17 protein-coding genes and 5 pseudogenes are annotated in these 20,496 nt (G+C 61.1%); 13 read left to right on the top strand and 9 right to left on the bottom strand.

The window, feature by feature from the left end:
- Together HHL24_RS37550 and HHL24_RS37545 are read left to right on the top strand one after the other, a co-directional pair.
- Nucleotides 1–693: AMP-binding enzyme (locus tag HHL24_RS37550; RefSeq protein ID WP_169487749.1), on the top strand; the 693-nt coding region annotated here is incomplete at its 5' end.
- Nucleotides 694–747: 54 nt separating this feature from the next.
- On the top strand, nucleotides 748–1,347 hold the full coding sequence (locus tag HHL24_RS37545) for an acetate uptake transporter (protein WP_169490361.1): 600 nt from the start codon (nucleotides 748–750) through the stop codon (nucleotides 1,345–1,347).
- 196 nt (nucleotides 1,348–1,543) lie between these two features.
- Here HHL24_RS37545 and HHL24_RS37540 read toward each other — a convergent pair.
- Nucleotides 1,544–2,067: pseudogene (locus HHL24_RS37540) on the bottom strand (universal stress protein).
- 459 nt (nucleotides 2,068–2,526) lie between these two features.
- Between HHL24_RS37540 and HHL24_RS37535 the strand changes: the two are divergent.
- The 7 genes and pseudogenes from HHL24_RS37535 to HHL24_RS37505 all read left to right on the top strand — a co-directional run.
- The gene (locus HHL24_RS37535) at nucleotides 2,527–3,912 is read left to right on the top strand and encodes a glutamate decarboxylase (RefSeq protein WP_169490360.1); all 1,386 of its coding nucleotides are present in this window, start codon (nucleotides 2,527–2,529) and stop codon (nucleotides 3,910–3,912) included.
- A 28-nt stretch (nucleotides 3,913–3,940) separates the two neighbouring features.
- Nucleotides 3,941–5,461, top strand: a complete 1,521-nt coding sequence (locus tag HHL24_RS37530; protein ID WP_169490359.1) for an amino acid permease — start codon at nucleotides 3,941–3,943, stop codon at nucleotides 5,459–5,461.
- A gap of 34 nt (nucleotides 5,462–5,495) precedes the next feature.
- Nucleotides 5,496–5,636: pseudogene (locus tag HHL24_RS37525) on the top strand (DnaJ domain-containing protein); the annotation flags it as partial.
- Between the two features lie 431 nt (nucleotides 5,637–6,067).
- Nucleotides 6,068–6,157: pseudogene (locus HHL24_RS44350) on the top strand (carboxylesterase); the annotation flags it as partial.
- Nucleotides 6,158–6,215: 58 nt separating this feature from the next.
- On the top strand, nucleotides 6,216–6,656 hold the full coding sequence (locus HHL24_RS37515) for an ester cyclase (protein ID WP_169490358.1): 441 nt from the start codon (nucleotides 6,216–6,218) through the stop codon (nucleotides 6,654–6,656).
- Between the two features lie 257 nt (nucleotides 6,657–6,913).
- The gene (locus HHL24_RS37510) at nucleotides 6,914–7,951 is read left to right on the top strand and encodes an isocitrate/isopropylmalate dehydrogenase family protein (RefSeq protein WP_169490357.1); all 1,038 of its coding nucleotides are present in this window, start codon (nucleotides 6,914–6,916) and stop codon (nucleotides 7,949–7,951) included.
- Between the two features lie 14 nt (nucleotides 7,952–7,965).
- Nucleotides 7,966–8,154, top strand: a pseudogene (locus tag HHL24_RS37505) (YadA C-terminal domain-containing protein); the annotation flags it as partial.
- Between the two features lie 11 nt (nucleotides 8,155–8,165).
- On the opposite strand, the gene HHL24_RS37500 reads toward HHL24_RS37505, so the two are convergent.
- From HHL24_RS37500 to HHL24_RS37480, 5 genes are read right to left on the bottom strand one after another with little or no spacing between them, the layout of a single operon-like run.
- Nucleotides 8,166–9,617 (bottom strand): efflux transporter outer membrane subunit, encoded by a 1,452-nt coding sequence (locus tag HHL24_RS37500; protein ID WP_169490356.1) that lies wholly within the window; start codon nucleotides 9,615–9,617, stop codon nucleotides 8,166–8,168.
- A gap of 12 nt (nucleotides 9,618–9,629) precedes the next feature.
- A complete protein-coding gene (locus HHL24_RS37495) occupies nucleotides 9,630–10,772 on the bottom strand; it encodes an ABC transporter permease (protein ID WP_169490355.1) in 1,143 nt (380 codons plus the stop codon).
- A complete protein-coding gene (locus HHL24_RS37490; protein WP_169490354.1) occupies nucleotides 10,769–11,713 on the bottom strand; it encodes an ABC transporter ATP-binding protein in 945 nt (314 codons plus the stop codon). The genes HHL24_RS37495 and HHL24_RS37490 overlap by 4 nt, the downstream gene beginning before the upstream one ends.
- On the bottom strand, nucleotides 11,710–12,669 hold the full coding sequence (locus HHL24_RS37485) for an HlyD family secretion protein (protein ID WP_169490353.1): 960 nt from the start codon (nucleotides 12,667–12,669) through the stop codon (nucleotides 11,710–11,712). Before HHL24_RS37485 ends, HHL24_RS37490 begins: the two co-directional genes overlap by 4 nt.
- Entirely contained in the window at nucleotides 12,666–13,367 is a 702-nt protein-coding gene (locus HHL24_RS37480; RefSeq protein WP_169490352.1) for a TetR/AcrR family transcriptional regulator, read from the bottom strand. The genes HHL24_RS37485 and HHL24_RS37480 overlap by 4 nt, the downstream gene beginning before the upstream one ends.
- A 474-nt stretch (nucleotides 13,368–13,841) precedes the next feature.
- Here HHL24_RS37480 and HHL24_RS37475 point away from each other — a divergent pair, with 474 nt between their 5' ends.
- Nucleotides 13,842–14,069, top strand: coding sequence for a hypothetical protein (locus tag HHL24_RS37475; protein ID WP_169490351.1), 228 nt, complete (start codon nucleotides 13,842–13,844; stop codon nucleotides 14,067–14,069).
- 425 nt (nucleotides 14,070–14,494) lie between these two features.
- Here the strand turns inward: HHL24_RS37475 and HHL24_RS37470 are convergent.
- A pseudogene (locus HHL24_RS37470) lies at nucleotides 14,495–14,848 on the bottom strand (diguanylate cyclase domain-containing protein); the annotation flags it as partial.
- A gap of 1,216 nt (nucleotides 14,849–16,064) precedes the next feature.
- Here HHL24_RS37470 and HHL24_RS37465 point away from each other — a divergent pair.
- From HHL24_RS37465 to HHL24_RS37455, 3 genes are read left to right on the top strand one after another with little or no spacing between them, the layout of a single operon-like run.
- A complete protein-coding gene (locus HHL24_RS37465; protein WP_169490350.1) occupies nucleotides 16,065–16,529 on the top strand; it encodes a hypothetical protein in 465 nt (154 codons plus the stop codon).
- Nucleotides 16,530–16,538: 9 nt separating this feature from the next.
- On the top strand, nucleotides 16,539–17,231 hold the full coding sequence (locus HHL24_RS37460) for a nucleotide-binding protein (RefSeq protein WP_169490349.1): 693 nt from the start codon (nucleotides 16,539–16,541) through the stop codon (nucleotides 17,229–17,231).
- Nucleotides 17,224–17,898, top strand: coding sequence for a hypothetical protein (locus HHL24_RS37455; protein ID WP_169490348.1), 675 nt, complete (start codon nucleotides 17,224–17,226; stop codon nucleotides 17,896–17,898). The genes HHL24_RS37460 and HHL24_RS37455 overlap by 8 nt, the downstream gene beginning before the upstream one ends.
- A gap of 29 nt (nucleotides 17,899–17,927) precedes the next feature.
- Here the strand turns inward: HHL24_RS37455 and HHL24_RS37450 are convergent, their stop codons facing one another.
- Nucleotides 17,928–18,173, bottom strand: coding sequence for a hypothetical protein (locus HHL24_RS37450; protein ID WP_169490347.1), 246 nt, complete (start codon nucleotides 18,171–18,173; stop codon nucleotides 17,928–17,930).
- A gap of 78 nt (nucleotides 18,174–18,251) precedes the next feature.
- Nucleotides 18,252–20,492, bottom strand: a complete 2,241-nt coding sequence (locus HHL24_RS37445; protein ID WP_169490346.1) for a ParB/RepB/Spo0J family partition protein — start codon at nucleotides 20,490–20,492, stop codon at nucleotides 18,252–18,254.
- Nucleotides 20,493–20,496 lie beyond the last annotated feature (4 nt).

Raw genomic sequence — 20,496 nt, 5'->3', positions numbered from 1 at the left:
ACGGGTGGCCACATGATCGCGCCGATGCCGGGCGCCACGCCACTGGTGCCGGGTTCGTGCACGCTGCCGCTGCCGGGCATCATGGCCGCGGTCGTCGACGAAACCGGGCAGGACGTGCCGAACGGGCAGGGCGGCATTCTCGTCGTCAAACGGCCATGGCCGTCGATGTTGCGCGGCGTCTGGGGCGATCCGGAGCGCTATAAGCAGAGTTACTTCCCTGAAGATCTCGGCGGCAAGCTGTACCTCGCCGGTGACGGCGCGGTGCGTGACGCGGACACCGGCTACTTCACGATTACCGGCCGTATCGACGATGTGCTCAACGTATCGGGCCACCGGCTCGGCACGATGGAGATCGAGTCGGCGCTCGTAGCAAACCCGTTGGTGGCGGAAGCGGCGGTGGTCGGCCGCGCCGACGACACGACCGGTGAGGTCGTCGTCGCGTTCGTGGTGTTGAAGGGCGAGCGGCCAACCGGCGACCAGGCGATCAGAATCGCGACCGAATTGCGCAATTGGGTCGGCAAGGAGATCGGACCGATCGCGAAGCCCAAAGAAATCCGCTTCGGCGAGAATCTGCCGAAAACACGCTCGGGCAAGATCATGCGCCGCTTGCTGCGCTCGCTGGCGGCCGGCGAAGAGATTACGCAGGACATATCCACGCTGGAAAATCCGGCGATTCTCGATCAGCTCGGGTGAGGGCTCGCGAAAGGCGAGAGGTTGCCGGAACTTTTTTATCTTCAGGAGCAGGCCATGGCCAGCGCACCGATCCGAACTACACTTGCGAACCCCGCGCCACTGGGTCTCGCCGGTTTTGCATTGACGACGTGGCTGCTGAGCATGATCAACGCCGGCTGGTTTTCGGGCGAATCGATGGGATTGGTGCTCGCCTGCGCGCTCGCCTACGGCGGGACCGCGCAGGCCATTGCCGGCATGATGGAGTTGCCGCGCGGCAATACCTTCGGTGCGACGGCCTTTCTGAGCTATGGCGCGTTCTGGTGGTCGTTTGCGCTGTTCGTGCTCTTTCTACACGACAAGGTGCCGCCCGCGTTCGTCGGCTGGTATTTGTTTCTTTGGGGTGTCTTCACGTTCTACATGTGGCTGGCCACCTTTCGCTCGCCTCGCGCGCTGCAGTTCATCTTTCTGGCGCTCTGGATCACCTTCGGCCTGCTGGCTGGAGGAGAGTGGACGGGTTCAGGGCTGATGCGAATGGCGGGCGGCTATATGGGGCTCGTGACTGCGGCGCTCGCGTTCTATCTATCTGCGGCCGATGTGATCAACGAGGTGCATGGGCGTGTAGTGTTGCCCGTCGGCGACCCAAGGGTGCTCAGCCGGCACGCCGTTGCGCTCTGACAGTCGACTGTGGCACCTCGTGCAGACTGGTTCGGCACAGGAGAGTGAGTGTGACATCGGCAGCAGTTGCCTGTGCTGATCACGATAATTGCTAGTGACGCCGTATCTCCCGGCGTGCCAACTAGATGCCGACCAGCATCGCAGCCATCGCAATCTCGGCAGGGACGCGCCTTCCAGCCAGCCTGGCGCGTCTGTTCTAGCGGGGCAGTTCGTAATTCGCAGCGGTCGCGTCGGCGCGGGTCGGCTTCGCGATTTGTGCCTGCGCTGTTAGCGCCTGATGACTCGGCACCAGTAACACCGGACAGCAGGCGCTACGCAGGACGCGCTCGGCGACGCTGCCTGGAAACAGGCGCCGGAAGCCGCGTCGTCCGTGCGTGCCGAGCACCATAAGGTCTGCGTTGAATTCGGTTGCCGTGATCCGGATACGTTCCGAAATGTCTTCGCCGATCGGGGCGACGTCCACGATCCGCGGCACGACGGCCACGTTTTCGTGTTTCATTCGCGCGAGTGCGTCCGCCAGCAACCGCTGGCCTTCTTCAACGAAGGCATCACGCAAGATCGTCGGATCGTAGCCGGAGGCGTCGTACGCCATCATGGGTTGTCGACGACATAGAGCGGCTGCAATTGCGCGCCGTTTTCTTTTGCGAGTTGTAACGCGGTGTCGAAGGCATGTTCAGACGTTTCGCTTCCATCGATCGCTACCAGAATGTGCTTATACATATCGACCTCGAAGAGTTCGTTCGGGCGGCTGCGGCCCGATCGGCCGCAGCGCTGTGAATCTTCCCACCTTGCGCCTACTACAAGCGCAAAGCAAACGGTCAAATAGTGCTTGAGTCAAAGCACGTCTGTACGGCGCTCCGTCCACTGCGTCTCAAGCAAGGCTTTGAAATGCAGGTCCGGATGGGCTGGAGCGCCGTACGGCACCGTACCGACTTCCGAAGACCTCGCGCGCACCGTAGTCATGGAGATGCATCGCTCCTGCGGTTTGATTGCGTTAGACAGCCCGCATGGAATATATGCCCGTCGCGCGCCTCGTCGCGTCATCGCTAACGGACGTGCCCGCGCACACACGAAGGACGCTCCTTCGTTTATTCAAAACACACAACGCCCACTTCTTATTCGCCCAGGTGTTTCGTTCTTCACCTGTCGCATTCCTTTCCCAGTCAGGAGCCTCACGCCATGACCTTTCTCAAGTCCCCGCCGTCATCTCCCGATGCTGTCGCCGATGAATATGCCGCGACGATTTCCGGTTCTTCACTGCCGAAGTACCGGATTCCCGACGGATCGTCCGACCGGCGCGCCGTGTTTGATCTGGTGCGTGATGAATTGTTCATGGACGGCAACTCGCGCCAGAATGTCGCGACGTTCTGCACGACCTACGCAGACGACGAGGTTCGCCGCCTGATGGATCTATCGATCGACAAGAACATGATCGACAAGGACGAGTACCCGCAAACGGCGGAGATCGAAATGCGCTGTGTGCATATGCTCGCCGATCTATGGCACGCGAATAAAGCGTGGAAGACCACCGGTTGCTCGACTACCGGTTCGAGCGAGGCCTGCATGCTGGGCGGCCTCGCGCTCAAATGGCAGTGGAAGAAGCGCATGGAAGCGCAAGGCAAACCGACCGACAAGCCGAACTTCGTCTGCGGCCCCGTGCAGGTGTGCTGGGCGAAATTCGCCCGCTACTTCGACGTCGAGATGCGCGAAGTGCCACTGAGTGGTGACGCGCTCAGACTGCAACCGGAAGATCTGGCCGCCTATTGCGACGAGAACACCATTGGCGTGGTCGCTACGCTCGGCATTACATTCACCTGCGTCTACGAGCCGGTCAAGGCCTTGGCGGGCGCGCTCGACGCCTTGCAACGCGATGTCGGGCTCGATATTCCGATCCACGTCGATGCGGCGAGCGGTGGCTTCGTCGCGCCGTTCATCCAGCCGGACCTCGAGTGGGACTTCAGCGTGCCGCGCGTCAAATCCATCAACGCATCGGGCCACAAATACGGCCTCGCGCCGCTCGGGGTCGGCTGGGTGGTCTGGCGCAGCACGCAGGATCTGCCGGACGAACTGATTTTTCGGGTCGACTATCTCGGCGGCGACATGCCGACTTTCGCGCTGAATTTCTCGCGGCCGGCCGGCCAGATCATCGCGCAATACTACATGCTGCTGCGCCTCGGCCGTGAGGGCTATCGGCACATCCAGCAGGAATGCGCCGATACGGCGCAAGCGCTCGCCGACGGTCTAACGAAGATCGACGCGCTCGAGATGGTCTACGACGGGCGCGGTGCGTTGCCCGCTGTTTGCTACAAGCTGAAGCATCCTGAGACTGCGGGCTTCACGCTGTTCGATCTGTCCGATCAGGTACGCATGCGCGGCTGGCAGATCGCGTCGTACAAGCTGCCGCCCGGACGCGAGGAGACCATCGTACAGCGCGTGCTGATCCGGCGCGGTGTCACGCGCGACATGGCGGCGATGCTGCTCGAAGACATCAAACACGCAATTGCTCATCTGACGAAGAACCCGGTGCTGCATTCAACCGCCGGTCCGACCTTCCACCACGATTGACGTCATCTTGCTCATAGGAGCGCCTGAAATGGACCACACCGTCACCCCCGCGGCGGCACCGCCGGCCGCGGATGCCGCACAACGCGGCAAGTATCTGAGCGTCACGTCGATCGGTCTGATGACGGCCGCCGCCGTGGTCACGAGTCTGCGCGGATTGCCTCTGTTGGCGAAGGAGGAGATGACGATGTTCGTCTATCTCGCCTTCACCGTCGTTTTCTACCTGATCCCCGCGTCGCTGATTTCGGCTGAACTGGGCGGCGCGTTCGCCGACCGGCGCGGCGGCATTTACACGTGGGTCGCGCAGGCGTTCGGCACGCGCTGGGGCTTTCTCGCGATCTGGCTGCAATGGATTCAGAACGTCGTCTGGTTTCCGGTCGCGCTGACCTTCGGCGCGGCGGCACTCGCCTATACGATCGGCCGCCCCGAACTCGCGAAAAACGGCACGTATGTCGGGATTTTCTGCATCATCGCTTACTGGCTGGCAACGTGGGTCGTGCTGCAAGGCGTCGAAGTGTTCGCGCGCATCGCAAACTGGACCTTCGTGATCGGCACCATCGTGCCGGGCATCGTGCTGCTTGCGCTGCTGGGCTACTGGATCAGCAGCGGGCACCCGCTCGGCTGGCAACACCTGAACGATGCGACGCTGTCCCAAGACGGCCACGCCCGCTTCTGGCCCGCGATTCACGGCTTCGGCACGATCTCGTTTCTAGCCGGTATCGTGCTGCTGTTCGCCGGCGTGGAAGTGCAGGCCGTTCACGTGATGGACATGAAGAGCCCGAGCCGCGGCTATCCGACGGCCATCGGTCTCGGCGCGCTGATTTCGGTGCTGATCTTTGCGCTCGGCGCGTTGCCGATCGCCGCTATCTTGCCGTATGAAAAAATCTCGCTGCAGTCGGGCGTGTTCGACGCGTTCGGTGCGGTGCTGAGCGATCTCTGGCATATGGGCTGGGCCGTGTCGGCGCTTTCACTGCTGGTCGGCGTGGGCGCCATCAGCGGTGTGCTCGCATGGCTCGGCAGTCCTTCGCGCGGCCTGCTCGAAACCGCGCATGAGGGTGAGTTGCCACCGATACTTCAGGCGAAAAACCGCAAGGGTATGCCCACGCATATTCTGCTGGTGCAAGGGATCATCGTCACCGTGATCTCGTGTTTCTACTTCGTGATCCGTGATGTGTCGGTCGCCTTCTTTCTGATCTCCGCGATGACGATTGCGCTCTACCTGATCGCCTACATGCTCATGTATGGCGCAGCGATCAAGCTGCGCTATTCACAACCGGCGTTAGTGCGGCCGTTCAAGGTGCCGGGTGGTTTGGCCGGCATGTGGTTGACCGCCGGCATTGGCTTTGCCGGGGTGCTGTTCAGCTTCGTCGTGTCGTTCTTTCCGCCGGATCAGTTGCCGGTAGGTTCGCCTGCGCTTTACACGGGGCTGGTTGTTCTCGGCATCATCGTCTTCGCGGGGATTCCGTTGATCATCCACCACGTGCGCCGCGGTGACTGGGCACCAGTTGATGTTGCGCCGGTCGTTCAACCCGCCGCCGTGACGCTGAATTGAGCGGCTGCGCGGCTTCTATCGCCAGGTCTTCGACATGAAATACAAAGACTATTACGAAGCTCTGGCGTTGCCGCGCAGCGCGACGCAGGACGACATCAAGCGGGCCTACCGAAAGCTCGCCCGAAAATATCACCCCGACCTCAGCAAACTCGACGACGCCGAGGCGCGCTTCAAAAACTCGGCTAAGCCCGCGTTCGACTTTTTCTATAGCGGCCGTTCGCGGCAACATCCGCCATGCTTGGGCGAACGACTGCTTCAGTCAACATTTGCCGCACGAGTTGACATTGGGAACGGGTTGCTCGTCTGCGACAGTGGGCATTGGCTGAAAGCATGGCTGAGACTTGAGGACGCTGCGACATAGAGCGACGCCCGGTCGGACCGTAACGACTGTGTTTGGGAGCTGGAATGCTGAATTCGTGACGCACCTTTGATGGCATGATGTCGCCGCATGACGATTCACGACTCAACAAGCCATCCTCGCGCCAGACTTTGACGGTTGGACACGATGACAATCGATGACTGGTGTGGCGTGTCTCGCTTGGCGGTATCCTGCTTGTACTCATCCCGGTCCTCTGAACCTTTCCTGAAACCGAGCAGTCGCAATACATGCGCGAGCAACCGTCCACCATTGAAATTGAAAGTGCACCGAGCCCCAGGTTCGCCGTGATCTTGATGCACGGTCTCGGCGCCGACGCCACGACTTCGTGTCGCCCAGGCGCTCGTATGCGCAGGCCTCGACACTGGAGACGTTATTATGAACAGAGCGGATGAGGTGACGGACGATGTCGCGCGGGCGGCCTTAGCTGTTTTTTACCGTGCCATGTCGCGTAAAGATATATCCCTGTTTCGGACTGTTGTAACGGCGGACTGGCAGTACATCCCGCCTTCTCCTGGACCGGTGACGGGTCCCGACTCAATGATCCCGGTGTTCGCGGATCTGTCGTATTCACTACCTGACATGGACATCCGGATTCTGGATGTCCTGGTTCATGGAGACAAGGTGGCCGTGCGTGCGATCGTGACTGGGACGCAGTCGGCCCCACTCATGGGGATCGCAGCCACGTCGAAACCTGTCAATTTTGCGATTCACTCGTTTCACGAATTCCGCGAGGGACACATTGCCAAAACGTGGCACCTGGAAGACTGGCTAGGTGTTTTTCGTCAGATCGGAGAGTTGCCGTCGGACCTCCCGTGACGACAGGTCGACCGGTATATCCGCTATGTGGGCTGTTCCTTGTATCGCTGCTGGCGCCGTATCTCGAATGGGTGACCAGATCAGCTGTCGCCGCAGCAGGGACACATGACATGGCGACACATTCGCCTGAGAGCGCCGTGCGGCGGAAATGAAGTTTTGGTCTGGTCCATGCATGAGACCAACTCGTCGCACCCAGCGGCGTCAGCAATAGCCGATCAACCACGGGCGGTTGTCCCTATCTAATCTGGAGGACTGTTATGGAAAGCACGCCGAGACACAAAATCCCCGCAACGCTGATTCCCGGCGATGGAATCGGGCCGGAAGTGGTTGCTGCAACGGTCCAGGTTCTTGACGCTTTAGGATCCCCATTCATCTGGGACGTACAGCAAGCCGGAATCGCCGGGGTCACCCACTGTGGGGACCCGCTACCAGATGTGACACTCGAGAGCGTTCGCAAGAACAAGCTTGCCCTCAAAGGTCCATTGACGACCCCGATCGGCGAGGGGTTCCGCTCGTCCAACGTTCGGCTTCGCGAAGAGTTTCAGCTTTTTGGCAACGTTCGGCCCGTGCGTACCATCATCCCTGGTCGCTACGACGAGATCGACCTCGTGCTCGTGCGCGAAAACCTCGGTGGGTTTTACGTCGCTCACGAATACTACATTCCCGTCGGCGATGATCCGAAAGCAGTTGCAGTCGCGACCGGGGTAAACACACGCGATGGGTGCGCACGAATCGCAAGATTTGCCTTCGAGTATGCCTTGAAGCACGGACGAAAGAAGATCACCGTTGTGCATAAGGCCAACATCCTGAAGGTACTCACAGGATTGTTCCTGGAAGCCGCTCGAGACGTTGCCCGGGATTATGGAGGTCGGGTGGAAATGAGTGACATGATTGTCGACGCCTGCGCGATGCAGCTTGTGCTGAACCCGTGGCAGTTCGATATGCTTCTGTGCACCAATCTGTTTGGAGACATTCTGTCGGATCAGTTAGCGGGGCTTGTTGGCGGACTGGGCATGGCGCCAGGCGCCAACTATGGTAATGACACGGCAATTTTTGAAGCCGTGCATGGATCGGCACCGGACATCGCTGGTAAAGACGTGGCCAACCCCATCTCCTTGTTACTTGCATCGGGCTTGATGCTTGAGCATGTTGGTAAGGGTGATCTCGCCCTACGCTTGCGAACTGCAATCACTGAAACACTCAACACCGACCATATCCGTACGCGCGATCTGAAAGGCACTGCGTCAACGCGCGAGTTCGCCGCCGCAGTAGTTCGCCGGATCGAGAGCACGTAGTCACGGGGGAGAACAAGAACCTCGCAATCGGCGTGGGTACGGCCGGCTACAAGGGCTATCAGACGGTGGCGGTGGGTCTGTCGGCTCGCGCGCAAAGCCTGAAGGTCAAGATCGGTGCGGGCGTCAGTTCAGCCACTACGATCATCGGTGCCGGTGCGGCGTATCAATGGCAGGGCATTGACCTTGACGCGCCGATGGCTTGAGTATGGCACCCCTACTGCGTCGCTGTAACCTGCCAGGCCCCACCCAGCGCTTGAAACAGCGCCGCCGTATCGGCGAACCGATTGGCCTGCGCACGGGTGCGGTCGAGCGCGGTTTGCAACACCTGCCGCTGGGTATCGAGCAAACCAAACTGGCTGACCCCGCCCGCCGAATACTGCGCGTGCGCGATGTCGAGGCTCGCCTGCGCCTGCTGCGCGGCATCATCGCGAGCCTGAAGTTCACGGGCGTCGTTCTGGAGCGCCGTCAACGTATCCGCCACCTGCTGCAGCGCCTGCAGCACCGTCGTCTGATAATCGGCGAGCGCCGCATCGTATGCCGCTTGTGCCGAACGTGTCTTCGCGCGCAGTTCGCCGCCGTGGAAAATCGGTTGTGTCAGATTGAGGCCGAAATTCCAGATGTTCAACCCGCTCACCACGTCCTGAATATTGGTGCGATCCGAGCCGATCCCCGCCGATAGCGCAAACTGCGGATACAGGTTCGCCGTCGCCACGCCGACATTCGCGCTTGCCTGATGCAGCAGCGCTTCCGACGCGCGGATATCGGGCCGCTCACGTGCGAGCGTCGACGGCAGTATAAGCGGCAGCGTATCCGGCAGATGCAGCGAATCGAGCGTGACGTCGCCAAAGTCCGCCTTCGACGGCGCAACGCCAAGCAGGATCGCAAGCAGATGATCGGCTTGCGCGAGTTGCATCGCGAGCGGCGGCAACGACGCACGGGTTTGCGCTAGCAGCGTGCGCTGGCTGCGCACATCGAGCTGCGAGACACCGCCTGCTGCAAAGCGTCCTTCCATAATTGAAAGTTGCCGTGCCTGAGTGTCTGTCAGGCTTTGCGTCAGCGCGATCTGTTGCTGCAGCGATGCACGCCGAACCGCCGTCGCGACGACGTTCCCCGCAAGCGAGAGCCGCGCCGCTTCGAATTCGAACGACTGATAATCGACTTGCGCCATCAGCGCTTCCAGCGCCCGCCGCTTGCCGCCGAAGATATCGAGTGCATACGACACGCTGACCGACGCGTTGTACAGCGTGAACGGCCCCGGATTCTGCACATTCGGAATGCCGAACTGCGCGATATCGATTTGCTGCCGCACACCGGATATGTTTGCGTCCACGCTGGGGAATTCGCTGGCGCCAAATTGCGCGTTGTAGTTTTCGCGCGCCTCGACGAGTTTCGCGCGGGCCTGCGCGAGCGACGGACTTTGCTGCATGGCCTGCTCGACCAGACGATTGAGCGCCTCTGATTGAAACTGCGTCCACCACATCGGTGTGGCGCGCCGGGCAGCGATAAACGCCTGGGACGCCCCTCCGTCACCGTTTGCGGCTACCGTCGCGACGGGCCGTGCCTCTGGCGTATAGGTCTGCGTGTCTGGCGCCGCAGGCGCTTGAAAATCCGGTCCAACCGCGCAACCAAATAGCGCGACGACGGAAACAAGAGCGAGCGGTTTCATCGACCCGGTCCCCTAGTCGAGCGTGCGCCGATAGAAGCGCAGCGCAATGCCCAAAACGACAACCGTGAACAGCGCCACCGGCCATACCGACGGCCACAGATCCACCCAGCCGTTTCCCTTTAGCAGGATGCCGCGGACCAGCCGGTTGAAATACGTGAGCGGCAGCAGATTACCAATGAAGCGCGCCCACGCCGGCATCCCCGCGAACGGAAACATGAAGCCTGACAGCAACAGGCTCGGCAGAAAATAGAAGATGGTCAACTGCATTGCCTGCAACTGGTTCTGCGCCAGCGACGACAGCGTAATACCCACCGTCAGATTCGCAGCGATAAACAGCAGCGCGGCCAGATAGATCGCGATCACACTGCCGATGAACGGAACATGAAAAACAAAGCGCGCCGCGGTGAGAATGATCGTCGCCTGAATCAGCCCGATCATCACGTAAGGCACGATCTTGCCGGTCATCACCTCGATCGGCAGCACAGGGGTCGCGAGCAGGTTCTCCATCGTGCCGCGCTCGCGTTCTCGCGTGATTGCGAGGCCGGTCATCATCACCATCGTCATCGTCAGGATCACGCCCATCAATCCCGGCACTACGTTGTATTGCGTGATGGCTTCAGGGTTGTACATCTGGTGGACCTGCACGTTGAAGGCGGCGGGACTTCCATTCAGATGCGCGAGCGTCCCGGTGATGTCTTTGTCCGCAATGGGTTGCACGAGGCCGGGGAGGGCGGCGACGGCGGTGCTCGTCGCGGTGGGATCGGTGGCGTCGGCTTCGACCAGCAGCGAGGGGTGCTCGCCACGTAGCAGCCGCCGCGAAAAGTCCTCCGGCACGCTCAGCACGAACTGCACACGGCCCTGGGCCAGCGCGCGGCGGCCGGCTTCCTCGTCGGGCAACGTTTCGACGATGTCGAAATAGTCGGAGTTCTTCATCGCCGCGATGAAGCTGCGCGAGAAGGGGCTCTCGTCGCCCACGATGACGGCGGTTGGCAGATGCTTCGGGTTGGTGTTGATCGCGAAGCCGAATAGCGTGAGCTGGATGATCGGCACGCCGACGATCATCGCAAACGTGACGCGGTCGCGCCGCAACTGGCGGAACTCCTTCAGCACGACGGCCCACCAGCGCGTCAGCGAGAACAGTGAGCGCGTGGTCACGATGGCGCTCCGTAGTTGTCGGTCGAATGGGCCATCAGGGAGATGAAGACGTCTTCGAGCCCGGTTTCGAGGCGCTCGACGCGTAAGGCCGTACCTTCTGTGGCCTGTTTGACCGCGGCCTCGAGCGCAGCGTGGTCGCTGCCGCTGACATGCAGCGCTGAACCGAACACGACGGTCTGATCGACGCCGGGGGTCTTACGCAATTGCTCCGTCAGTTTGCTCAGGTGCTCGCCGTAAATGGTCCACGTGGCGAGGTTTTGCGATTCGATGATCTGCTTTGCCGTGCCTTGTGCGAGCAGTTTGCCGTAGGCGATGTACGCCAGCTTGTGGCATCGCTCGGCTTCATCCATGTAATGCGTGCTGACGAGAACCGAAATGCCGCGCGCGGCGAGCCGATGCAGTTCTTCCCAGAAGTCACGGCGCGCGGCAGGATCAACGCCCGCGGTCGGTTCGTCGAGCAACAGCAGTTGCGGCTCATGCAGCATGCAGGCGGCGAGCGCGAGGCGCTGCTTCCAGCCGCCGGATAGCGCGCCCGTCAACTGGTTCGCGCGGCTTTGCAGTCCAAGCGATTCAAGCGAGCGGTCGACCGCCTCGCGCCGGTTCGGCATCTCGTAGATGCGCGCAACGAAGTCGAGATTCTCGCGGATCGTCAGGTCGTCCCAATAGGAAAAGCGCTGTGTCATGTAGCCGACGTTGCGCTTGATCTGCGAGCTCTCGCGCACGATGTCATAGCCCAGACACGTGCCGGTGCCCGAGTCCGGCGTCAGCAGGCCGCACATCAGGCGGATCGAGGTGGTCTTGCCGCTGCCGTTCGGCCCGAGAAAGCCGAAGATTTCGCCGCGCGCGACCTGCAACGTCACATCGATGACGACATGCTTGTCGCCGAAGCGCTTGTTGAGCTTCTGCACGTCGATCGCGTATTGCGGCGCGGGCTGGTTCATTGCAGCGTCACCGCGACGGGTTGGCCGGGATGCAGCTTGACTGCATCGGCGGCGGAGGGATGGGCTTCAACCATAAACACCAGCTTCGCGCGATTTTCATTGCTGTAGATCACCGGCGGCGTGTATTCGGCCTCGCTGGACAGGTAGGTGATCTTCGCCGCAACGTCCGCCACGCAGCCATCGCAGTGGATCGTCAACGCACGGCCGAGCGCGAGCTTGCCGATCACGGTTTCCGGCACAAAAAGGCGCACCTTCACATTCTGCGGCGGTAGCATCTGCACGACAGGATTGCCGGCCTGGACCCACTCGCCGACGCGATACAGCGTGTCGTACACGAGCCCTTCAGCCGGGGCGCTGACTCGCTTCTGGCTGAGCTTCCATTGCGCCTGGGCGACGGCGGCTCGTGCAGCTTCGACCTGCGCGTTCTGCGCCGAGAGTTGCTGGACCCTGCCCGGAAGCAGAGCGACGTCGACCTGGCTGGTCAGTTCATGGACCTGCGCGGCAGTGGCGTCGGCCTGTGCGCGTGAATCGTCGAGCTGTGCCTTGGCGATGCCGCCGGCGCGATACTGTGCTTCATCGCGCGTGAGTTGCAGCGCGGCCTTGCGCGCATTGGCGACGGTCTGCGCGAGCTGTGCCCGCGTCACGTTCACTTCAGGACGACGCTTGCCGGTCTGGATGTCGGCCAGTTGCGCGCGCGCGGCGGCGAGTTGCTGGTGCGCCTGCTCCAGCGCGGCGGCTTCGTCGGCGGATTCAAGTGCGAAGACGGGCTCGCTCGCATTGACGGTCTGCCCGCGCGTGACGGACAGTTGCGTGAGCGTGCCGGACTGCGACGAGCCGAGATACACGAACTCGCCCTCCACGTACCCCTGATACGTGTTGTCGTCGTGATGCGAGCAGCCGGCGAGCGTCAGTACGACGAACAGCATGCAAACACAGGCGCGCAAAAGCCGGGTCATGACTTGCTCCGTAAATCTACGCGGCGCTTCGGCTGCGCCGCACGCGGCTGCGGCTGCATGCCGCTGATTAACAGCGCACTCACATGGCGGCGCAACGCGTCGCGCTCGATGACGGGCAGACCGCGTGCGCTCTGCCAGATCTTCGCGGTGGCAAGCGGCAACATCACCAGCGCGAGTATCGAGTTGAACAGCATCAGCGCTTCGAGCTCGCGATTGACGGTGCCATCCTGCTGCGCCTGCGCGACGCGAGCGCCAAAGCGCTTGATGTTGTCGAACGGGATGCGACGTAGCATCCGTTCGCGCAGCAGGCCGCCCTCGTTGACGATCTCCCGCAGCCACAGCGGCGGCAACCACGGCATGCGCTCTGTCACGTCGAACAGGCGCGCGACGAATTCGTGGGCGAGCGCGAACGGATCGCTCGCGGTGTCGTCCGCTGCGGGCCGCCAGACAAACTCCGCTGCGAGAGCAAGCCGCTCGTCGACCACCGCATCGAGCAACCGTTCGCGATTCGTGAAGTAGTAGTGGACTAGCGCCGACGTGACATCTGCGTCAGCCGCGATCTGCGCAACGGTGGTGGCGGCAATGCCGCGTTCGGCAAAGAGCCGCGTTGCGGTATCGAGCAGATGTTCCCGCACGTCGAAATCGTCGACCGTTGGGCGGCGGCCGAGTGGCTTCGCGGGCGAGCGTTTCGCGTTCATTCATTTAGACTAATTGATGAGTTAGTTAAATTCAAGGCCGGGTTTTGCCTTGTGCCATATGGATCAGATCGGCGGTCAGGGTAATTGCATGAAACGTTACGGAGGGTTGCGAGATGCTTGTGAGCCATGCACCGACCGAATCGGGCCATGCCGTCCTATGCACGTTCGATCATTGCTGTGAGCTTGGCCAACGTAGCCTTCAGGGCAATCATCGCAAGCGCTATCGCACAAACCCGCGCTAATTTGGAAAGGACAGTTTCCTGTGAGTCAACCGTTCGGCGACGCCGACGCGACAACACGATTTGATCGATGAGTGGCATGATCGTTTGTACGGACTGGCAGCACGGCCGGACTCCGCGGATCGGCCGACGCAGCGGCCCAGACTCATGCTTCCGTGTAACCGCCATCCAGGCCGCGGCGATAAAATTGGCAATGCGGTAGCGATCGATTACGCCAGACCAAGGGGTAAAAGTTATGGAATGGATGGACACGCGACCCATAATGCCGGGCTACTATTGGGTACGATTTACGGACGACCGGACGCCGAAGCAAACCATCGGGGAGGTCGCAGACGTGCCCGGGAACGGTACACGGCAGTTAGTCGTGATCCTACTGGGCGACGATGAAATCATCGAACTGGACGATTCGTTCTTTGACCGCGCACTGTTTGCTGGACCGATGGAACCGCCGTCGATGGAATGACCGCCGTAGCCGGACCGGCTGCCACTCCATCCGGAGAACCTCAGATCTTTGTCTAATTCGTGCCACAAGGGAAGACGTCTCTGGAGACCATCCGAAATGGCTACGTGATACGCGTGGTGCGACATCCGGTCTTTCAGGCCGTTAATCGTCAAGTTGATGAAGAGCCGGTATCGAGTCGTCTTGCGCGACCATCACGCGAGAGAGGGCGACTCGCGCTGTTCAGCCCAACTCCAGCCGGATCCATTGACAAATCGCCTGCGGTTACCGGGGACGAGTTGCTGCATTGGCGGAAAAACCCACTTCGAGTCTTCCATTGGGGGCGGGTCCGATCTCCTGACGACCCAAAAATCATTGATCGGTCGACGGAATGGAAGGCACGAACTCTAAGTGCTTGCCGATGCCACACTGCACGGCGCTTGAGCGCTCTATGAAACCTGGGATAGCGAAACCTTATTGCGACCGGTTGCTTTCGCGTTGTAGAGTGCTTCGTCGGCGGCGTTGATCACTGCGGCCACGTCGTGGTCTCTCCGTGGGGTGCAGCTTACTGCGCCGATGCTGGCCGTCACGCATCCGTGCTCGCTTCCCAGCAAGGCTGCGAGGCCGATGAATGCCGAGCCGAATACGACCATCAGCGCACCGATTCTCAGCGCACGGCGGCGCCACGCCGCGTAGATGTCCTGTTCAGCCGCAGCCGCCATGATCCTCAACGGCGTGCCGGGGAAATTCCTGAACCAGTAGAGACGGCGAATGCCATCGATCGACGCAGTATCGCCGAAGCTGCAAACAGGACGCCGGAACCACCTAAAAAGCACGATCGTTCAATGTTGATAATTTCTGTTATGCAAAATCCCGAAATTGCGGAATAGTGGCCACTCCTTGATGCCATCGCAGCGCTCGAGGCAAGTGAATCTGCAGGTCGGGACGGCGAAAGTACACGTTGAACGAAACCGCTGAGGTGGCAACTAGGATCGCAATGGCCGGGCCGCAGACCGCGACAACGCCTCTAACAGCTTTCTGTTCTTTGCACGTAGTCCTTTGGCGCGACATTGGTCATCGACCGGCTGAAGTTGCGCGCGTTCAGGCTCTCAACGCCGCTGCAGACGGCGAGCTGTTTCGGCGGCTACGAATACAGTTTTCGACGTTCGCGTTGAACCGATCGATCAGATTACCGAAATACGTAGCAGGATCCCGGTCAACGCGAGAGCGCTTGCTTGTTAGCAAGCGCAAGTTTACTGCGGCAGCGACCATGCTTATCTAGCAGAAGTGTGTTGCACACGGCGCCCAAAACCGGCGGTAGCCTATCCTGCCATCCCTTGTTTTTATGTTCTTGAATTTGCCGTTCGCAAATCCCGTGGGCGGGGTTGACCATGACCGCGCAGATAGATGAACTACTGCCGCAAGAAAACGTGTTCGCACGCGCTGGAAAACGAAGCACCGTGCGCAGCAAGATGAACCGGCCTGGTAGAGAAAACCGCCGTATCGCGTGAGCAGGACCTCCTGCCCGCACAAGTACGTTGATTCGCTGAGAACGTGATGGCGGACGTTCTGGCGCAGGATACGAAAGCATGGCTATCGGACATCGCGCAGAAAAATGTCCGATACTGTACCGATTCCCCGTGCGAGGATGACGCCGCGCGTGCAACTTGAATGGGACAACTCCCATAGATTGCGCAGTAAGAATCGCATCGTTCAGATACGCAGCATCAAATCTCGCGATTATCCGGCGTAGCATGAGCGAGATGGATTCCAGATGCTGTCTGGTGCCAATGCAAAGATCAGGCGATGACTCCACCGGAAATCTGATCTTGTCGCAACCCTCGCGCACGCCAATCCCTGCGCGTTGCCAGTATGCGACGGCGCAAAAAAGTTTTTGTTCCGCCGAACTCCTGGTCGTTCCAGCACGTTCCACTGCTTCGATTTTCGCCTGTTTGCAGGGGTTGACGCGCGTTATTCCCCTTAGCAAGATGGCGCGAAGGCAGCATGCAGGAGCGGATCATGCCAGTGGTGAAGATCTTTACCCAGGCGCAATGGGATGCCGCCGCGCGCCGTCTCGATGCGCTGCCGGAAAAGCCCGCGCATGAGCATCGCGTCAATGTTCGCGATGCAATGAAATCCATGCAGTCTCAAATCGTTGGCGCACAGAGGAAAGGTTACACGCAGGAAGAAATCGTCCAGCAGATCGCGCAGGATGGGGTGGAAATCAGTGCGGCCACGTTGCGATATGCGATGCAGCGTGCAGTGAAAGAGGACAGGTCTGCACCGACGGAAAGGCATGTCACAAAAAATACTGATGCGGCATTGCCTCGCGTGAAGAATGCCAATCAGGCGAGGTCATCGCATACCGGCAATGCACGTGCCGAGTCACAAAAGAAAAGGGATGGGGGAATAACCAGGCCGGAATCCACGCCGATAAAAGGCTTCCTCGGATTTCCGATCAGGCCGGATACCGAAAACTTGTAGAGGTATGAAATGGCAACGGAAAATCACCCCATCTATATGATCGGCGGTAGCAAGGGCGGTGTCGGCAAGAGCTTCGTCACGCTGGCGCTGGTCGATTATCTGCGTCGTTCAGATGTCCATGTCGTACTGGTGGAGACGGATACGTCCAATCCCGATGTCATGAAGGCTGTCCATGACGAGGTCGAATGCGCGTCATGTGATCTGGACGAGGCAGGAGGCTGGATAGATTTCGTCAATTTCTGCGATGCACACCGTGATGAGACGGTCATCGTCAACACGGCGGCACGTAGTCAGACGGGCGTCGCGCAATATGGCGGGACACTTGCCGGTACGCTAGATGAGCTGGCGCGGCGTCTCGTTGTGCTGTGGGTTATCAACCGGCAGCGTGACAGTCTCGAACTGCTGATGGAATTTGGCGAGACGTTCCCGCATGCGCTCACGCACGTTGTGCGCAATGGCTACTTCGGTACGCCGGACAAGTTTACGCTGTACCGCGAGTCGAAACTTCGTAAGGCTGTCGAGGCGCAGGGCCAGTCGCTGGATTTTCCCGATCTGGCGGATCGGGTCGCCGACGATCTTCGCAGTCAGCGTCTGTCGATCAGCAGGGCGGCCGAAACGATGCACATCGGCGAGCGGGCGGAACTGCTGCGCTGGCGTGCCCTGTATAGCGACATGTTCGCCAGGGTGACGGCCAATGCGTAACCGGCGGGCGAAGTCGCCTGATGCGCTCGCCCGGCTGTTTCTCGATGTCGCGGGCGAAGTGCCCGATGATATGAGCTTGCTGCGCATGCGCCGGATATCTGGGGCACTCAACCTGCGTGACAACGATGCGTTGTGGTCAGTGATTGCCGTGCTTGAATACTACGCGCGGCTGTATGAGGCGATGCCCGAGCGTATCCGCCGTGCGGGCGATGGCGGTTTCGACGCAGTGCGCCGAGAAGCGGAGGCGGCGACCGATGCACTGATGAGCAAACACCGTGACGCGCTCGCTCGCTGCAGGGAGACGATCAAGCTGGCCGAGGACCTGACTCGCGAGCACGAGGCGCGCTACCGGATGACGCTGGCTGCGTTGAACGAGCAGTCGCTGAAGATACTGGCGGAGCGCGCGGCAGACCGGATTGCGCGCGCGGCGGGTAACCGGCTGGTGGGTGTGTCGGCGGTCGCAGCGCGCGAACAACGGAAGCGGCTGGACGGTGCGGTTGCGCAGATCGCGGTCGCCGGACAGACGGCTGCGCATGGCACCGTGCAGGTGCTGCGTCGTTTATTCTGGGGCGCGCTCATTATTCTTCTCCTGATAATGGGAGCTGGGGTGCGGGCCGGCTGGTGGGCAGGCATGCATGTCGCGCAGGCTGGATATGCGAACCGGTAGCGGACAGGCGGAGAGCCTGTCCGCAACGATCAGGTTTCGTCGGTTTCGCCGTTCATGAATGCATGGACCTGCCGAAGCGCGAGTGCTGCCGCGTCATTCTGATCGAAGGCGATCGTCGGATATTGATAGCCTTCATCCTCGGCGTGGGCGCGCGCCAGATCGTAGTGATCGCCGATGTTGTACTGCTCGTTGGTGACGGCAACGAAGGCCAGATAGAAATCGGGTGCGCCATGGGCATTGGCCGCGAGTACGGCCATACGGATACGTCTGGGCATGATGGATTCTCCGGTTCACGTAAACAGGCGGTAGTGATACGGGCCTGCCGCCTGCTTCGCCCCGTATTCGGGGCGAGGCTATTTCGCCAGCGGGCCGGGTTGTGCGCTGTTCATGCTCTCAGCGGTCGGGAAAGGCCACGGCGCCAAAGCCTTACCTGTGCCGGAAGCGCGCGCTGCATCGGGAGGCATATCGTTGATGTGTTCGGTGCCGCTCCCGGCGTCCGGTCGCGCTTCGTCGTCCTCGCTGTCCGGCGTTTCGCCTGTACCGGCTCCTATATCCGCGTCGTTGTCCCCATGCTCGTCGTCGCGGCTTTCCCACGAAGGCGTGGCCGGTGTTTCCCGATCGGTGAGTACTTCCGGGAGCCACGCGGCTTTTGCGAGCCGCAGTTCGGCGGCCGCAGCGGCGTCGGCCTTCTTCATCTTCCCGAGGTCGGCGGCAACCTTTGGGGACACAGCGGCGGACACGACTTCCGCGATGCGCGCCTTGGTGACGTGATCGAAATACGTAGCGCGGGTCGGTGTCCAGTACCGGGTCATGTCGAGGTTCAGCACGCCCGCCAGCGCATTGATCGCGTGAGGCTTTTCCTCGCTCTCAATGCCATCGAGCAGGGTACCGGTGCAGAACGCGAGCAGATCGAGCAGCGTCGTGCCGGGGTCCTGCGCGACGAGCCACGGCAGCAGGTCGGTGCATTTCGCAGGTAGTTCCGCGATCCAGCGGGCACGCTGCGTTTCGATGGCGCTCCACGCGGGACTTGCAGGCAGGTCGTCCGCCGCCCGCAGCAGCCTGTCATGGTTGTTTTCGCCGGAAAGCGCCAGACAGTCCCGCGCGAACGTGTGACCGTAATGCTCTGGCAGGGCCTGCGGGATCAATTGCCGCAGGAGCGCCGCGAGGGCGACGGAAGGCTGCTCGACCAGCTCCGCACGGATGGCTGCGGTGCGGTGCGCGGTGAGCCGCTGGCAGAGTTTCGCGCTATGGAGGGGCCTGACTTTCGGTGCAGGCGCTCCTGACGTGTCCGGCGTTTCGGCTTCCGGCGTGCCGGTGACAGTCGCGCCTGCCGCGTCGAGCGCAGCGCTGTTCTCGCGTCGTACGAGGCCACGCTCGATAAGCAGTTCACCCTGTGGGCCGACGATCACGAACGCACCCGCTTCGGCCATCTGCTGCTCGTCCCACACCTCCGCGCGGCTTTCGAGTGTGAGGAGCGCGGCATTGACGCTTTCGATTTCCTTATTGAGGCGGTCGGCTTCTTCGTAGGCGTTTTCATCATCCTCCGGAAGGGCTTCGAGCTTTTCGGCGAGTTCGTCCTGCTGCGCGGTGAGGCAGCCCATTTCGCGCTGCTCGTCCTCGGTGTAGGGGCGCTGGACCGGGCGCAGCCTGCCGTGACGGTTCAGTTCCAGAAAATCGCGCTCGACGCGCGTTTCGGTCCAGCCCCATCCCTCGGCGCGGACCTCCTCGGCGGCGGCGTCGAGCTTTTGTGCAACGAGGCGCTGCAGCAGTTCCGTGTCCGCGATATAACCCGCGTTCTGATCGTCGCTGAACAGGTCGCGACGCACATACCCGCCAGCAGCCTCATAGGCGTCAAGGCCGACAAAGCGGACGAGACGGGTGCGGCTCGCGTCGATTTCCGCGCGGGTGATGGCCTGCCGCAGGTAGTTCGGCTGGCGCTGCCAGTCGTTCGCATCGAACCAGATGTGTTCCTGCGTTTCGTGGTCGTCCGCGAGGGCGAGCGCGCCAAGCTGGTCTAGTGTGATCGCATCCTCGCGCAGCAGCGCGAGCAATTTTGGCGATACGTTTGCGAGCTTCATGCGCCGCCTGATCGTAAGGGGCGAAGCGGAAAAGAGTGCGGCGATGTAGCCGACGCTGCGGCCTTCCCCGGCCAGCATCCGGTACGAACGTAGCACGTCGAACGGATCGAGTCCTTCGCGCTCGCTGTTCTCGATCAGCGAAATGGCGAGGGCTTCGCCTTCGCTGACGATTCGCACGGGTACCGGGTAGTCGTCGGTGATGTGCTTCTGCGCGAACAGCAGGTCGAGCGCGGCCTCACGGCGCTGCCCCGCGCAGACTCCGTACTTGCGCTGCCTGCCGCGACTCCCCTTTATTTCATGGACAACGAGGTTTTGCAGCAGCCCTTTCGCACGGATGTTGGCTGCAAGGCTGGAAATACCCGACAACGGCTTCGTGCGAGCGTTGAGCGGCGAGCGGCGCAGGCTGAAATATGGGACGGTCACGACCGGCTGCTCGTTGCCAAAAGTGGTTTCGAGAACCGGCACGGCTTCGGCTACGCTCACCGTGGTGGTGGTTTCAATTTCATGGGCTTGCATGATT

The organism is Paraburkholderia polaris (assembly GCF_012927345.1).
GTDB lineage: Bacteria > Pseudomonadota > Gammaproteobacteria > Burkholderiales > Burkholderiaceae > Paraburkholderia > Paraburkholderia polaris.
This window is presented reverse-complemented; position numbering and strand designations above follow the sequence as displayed.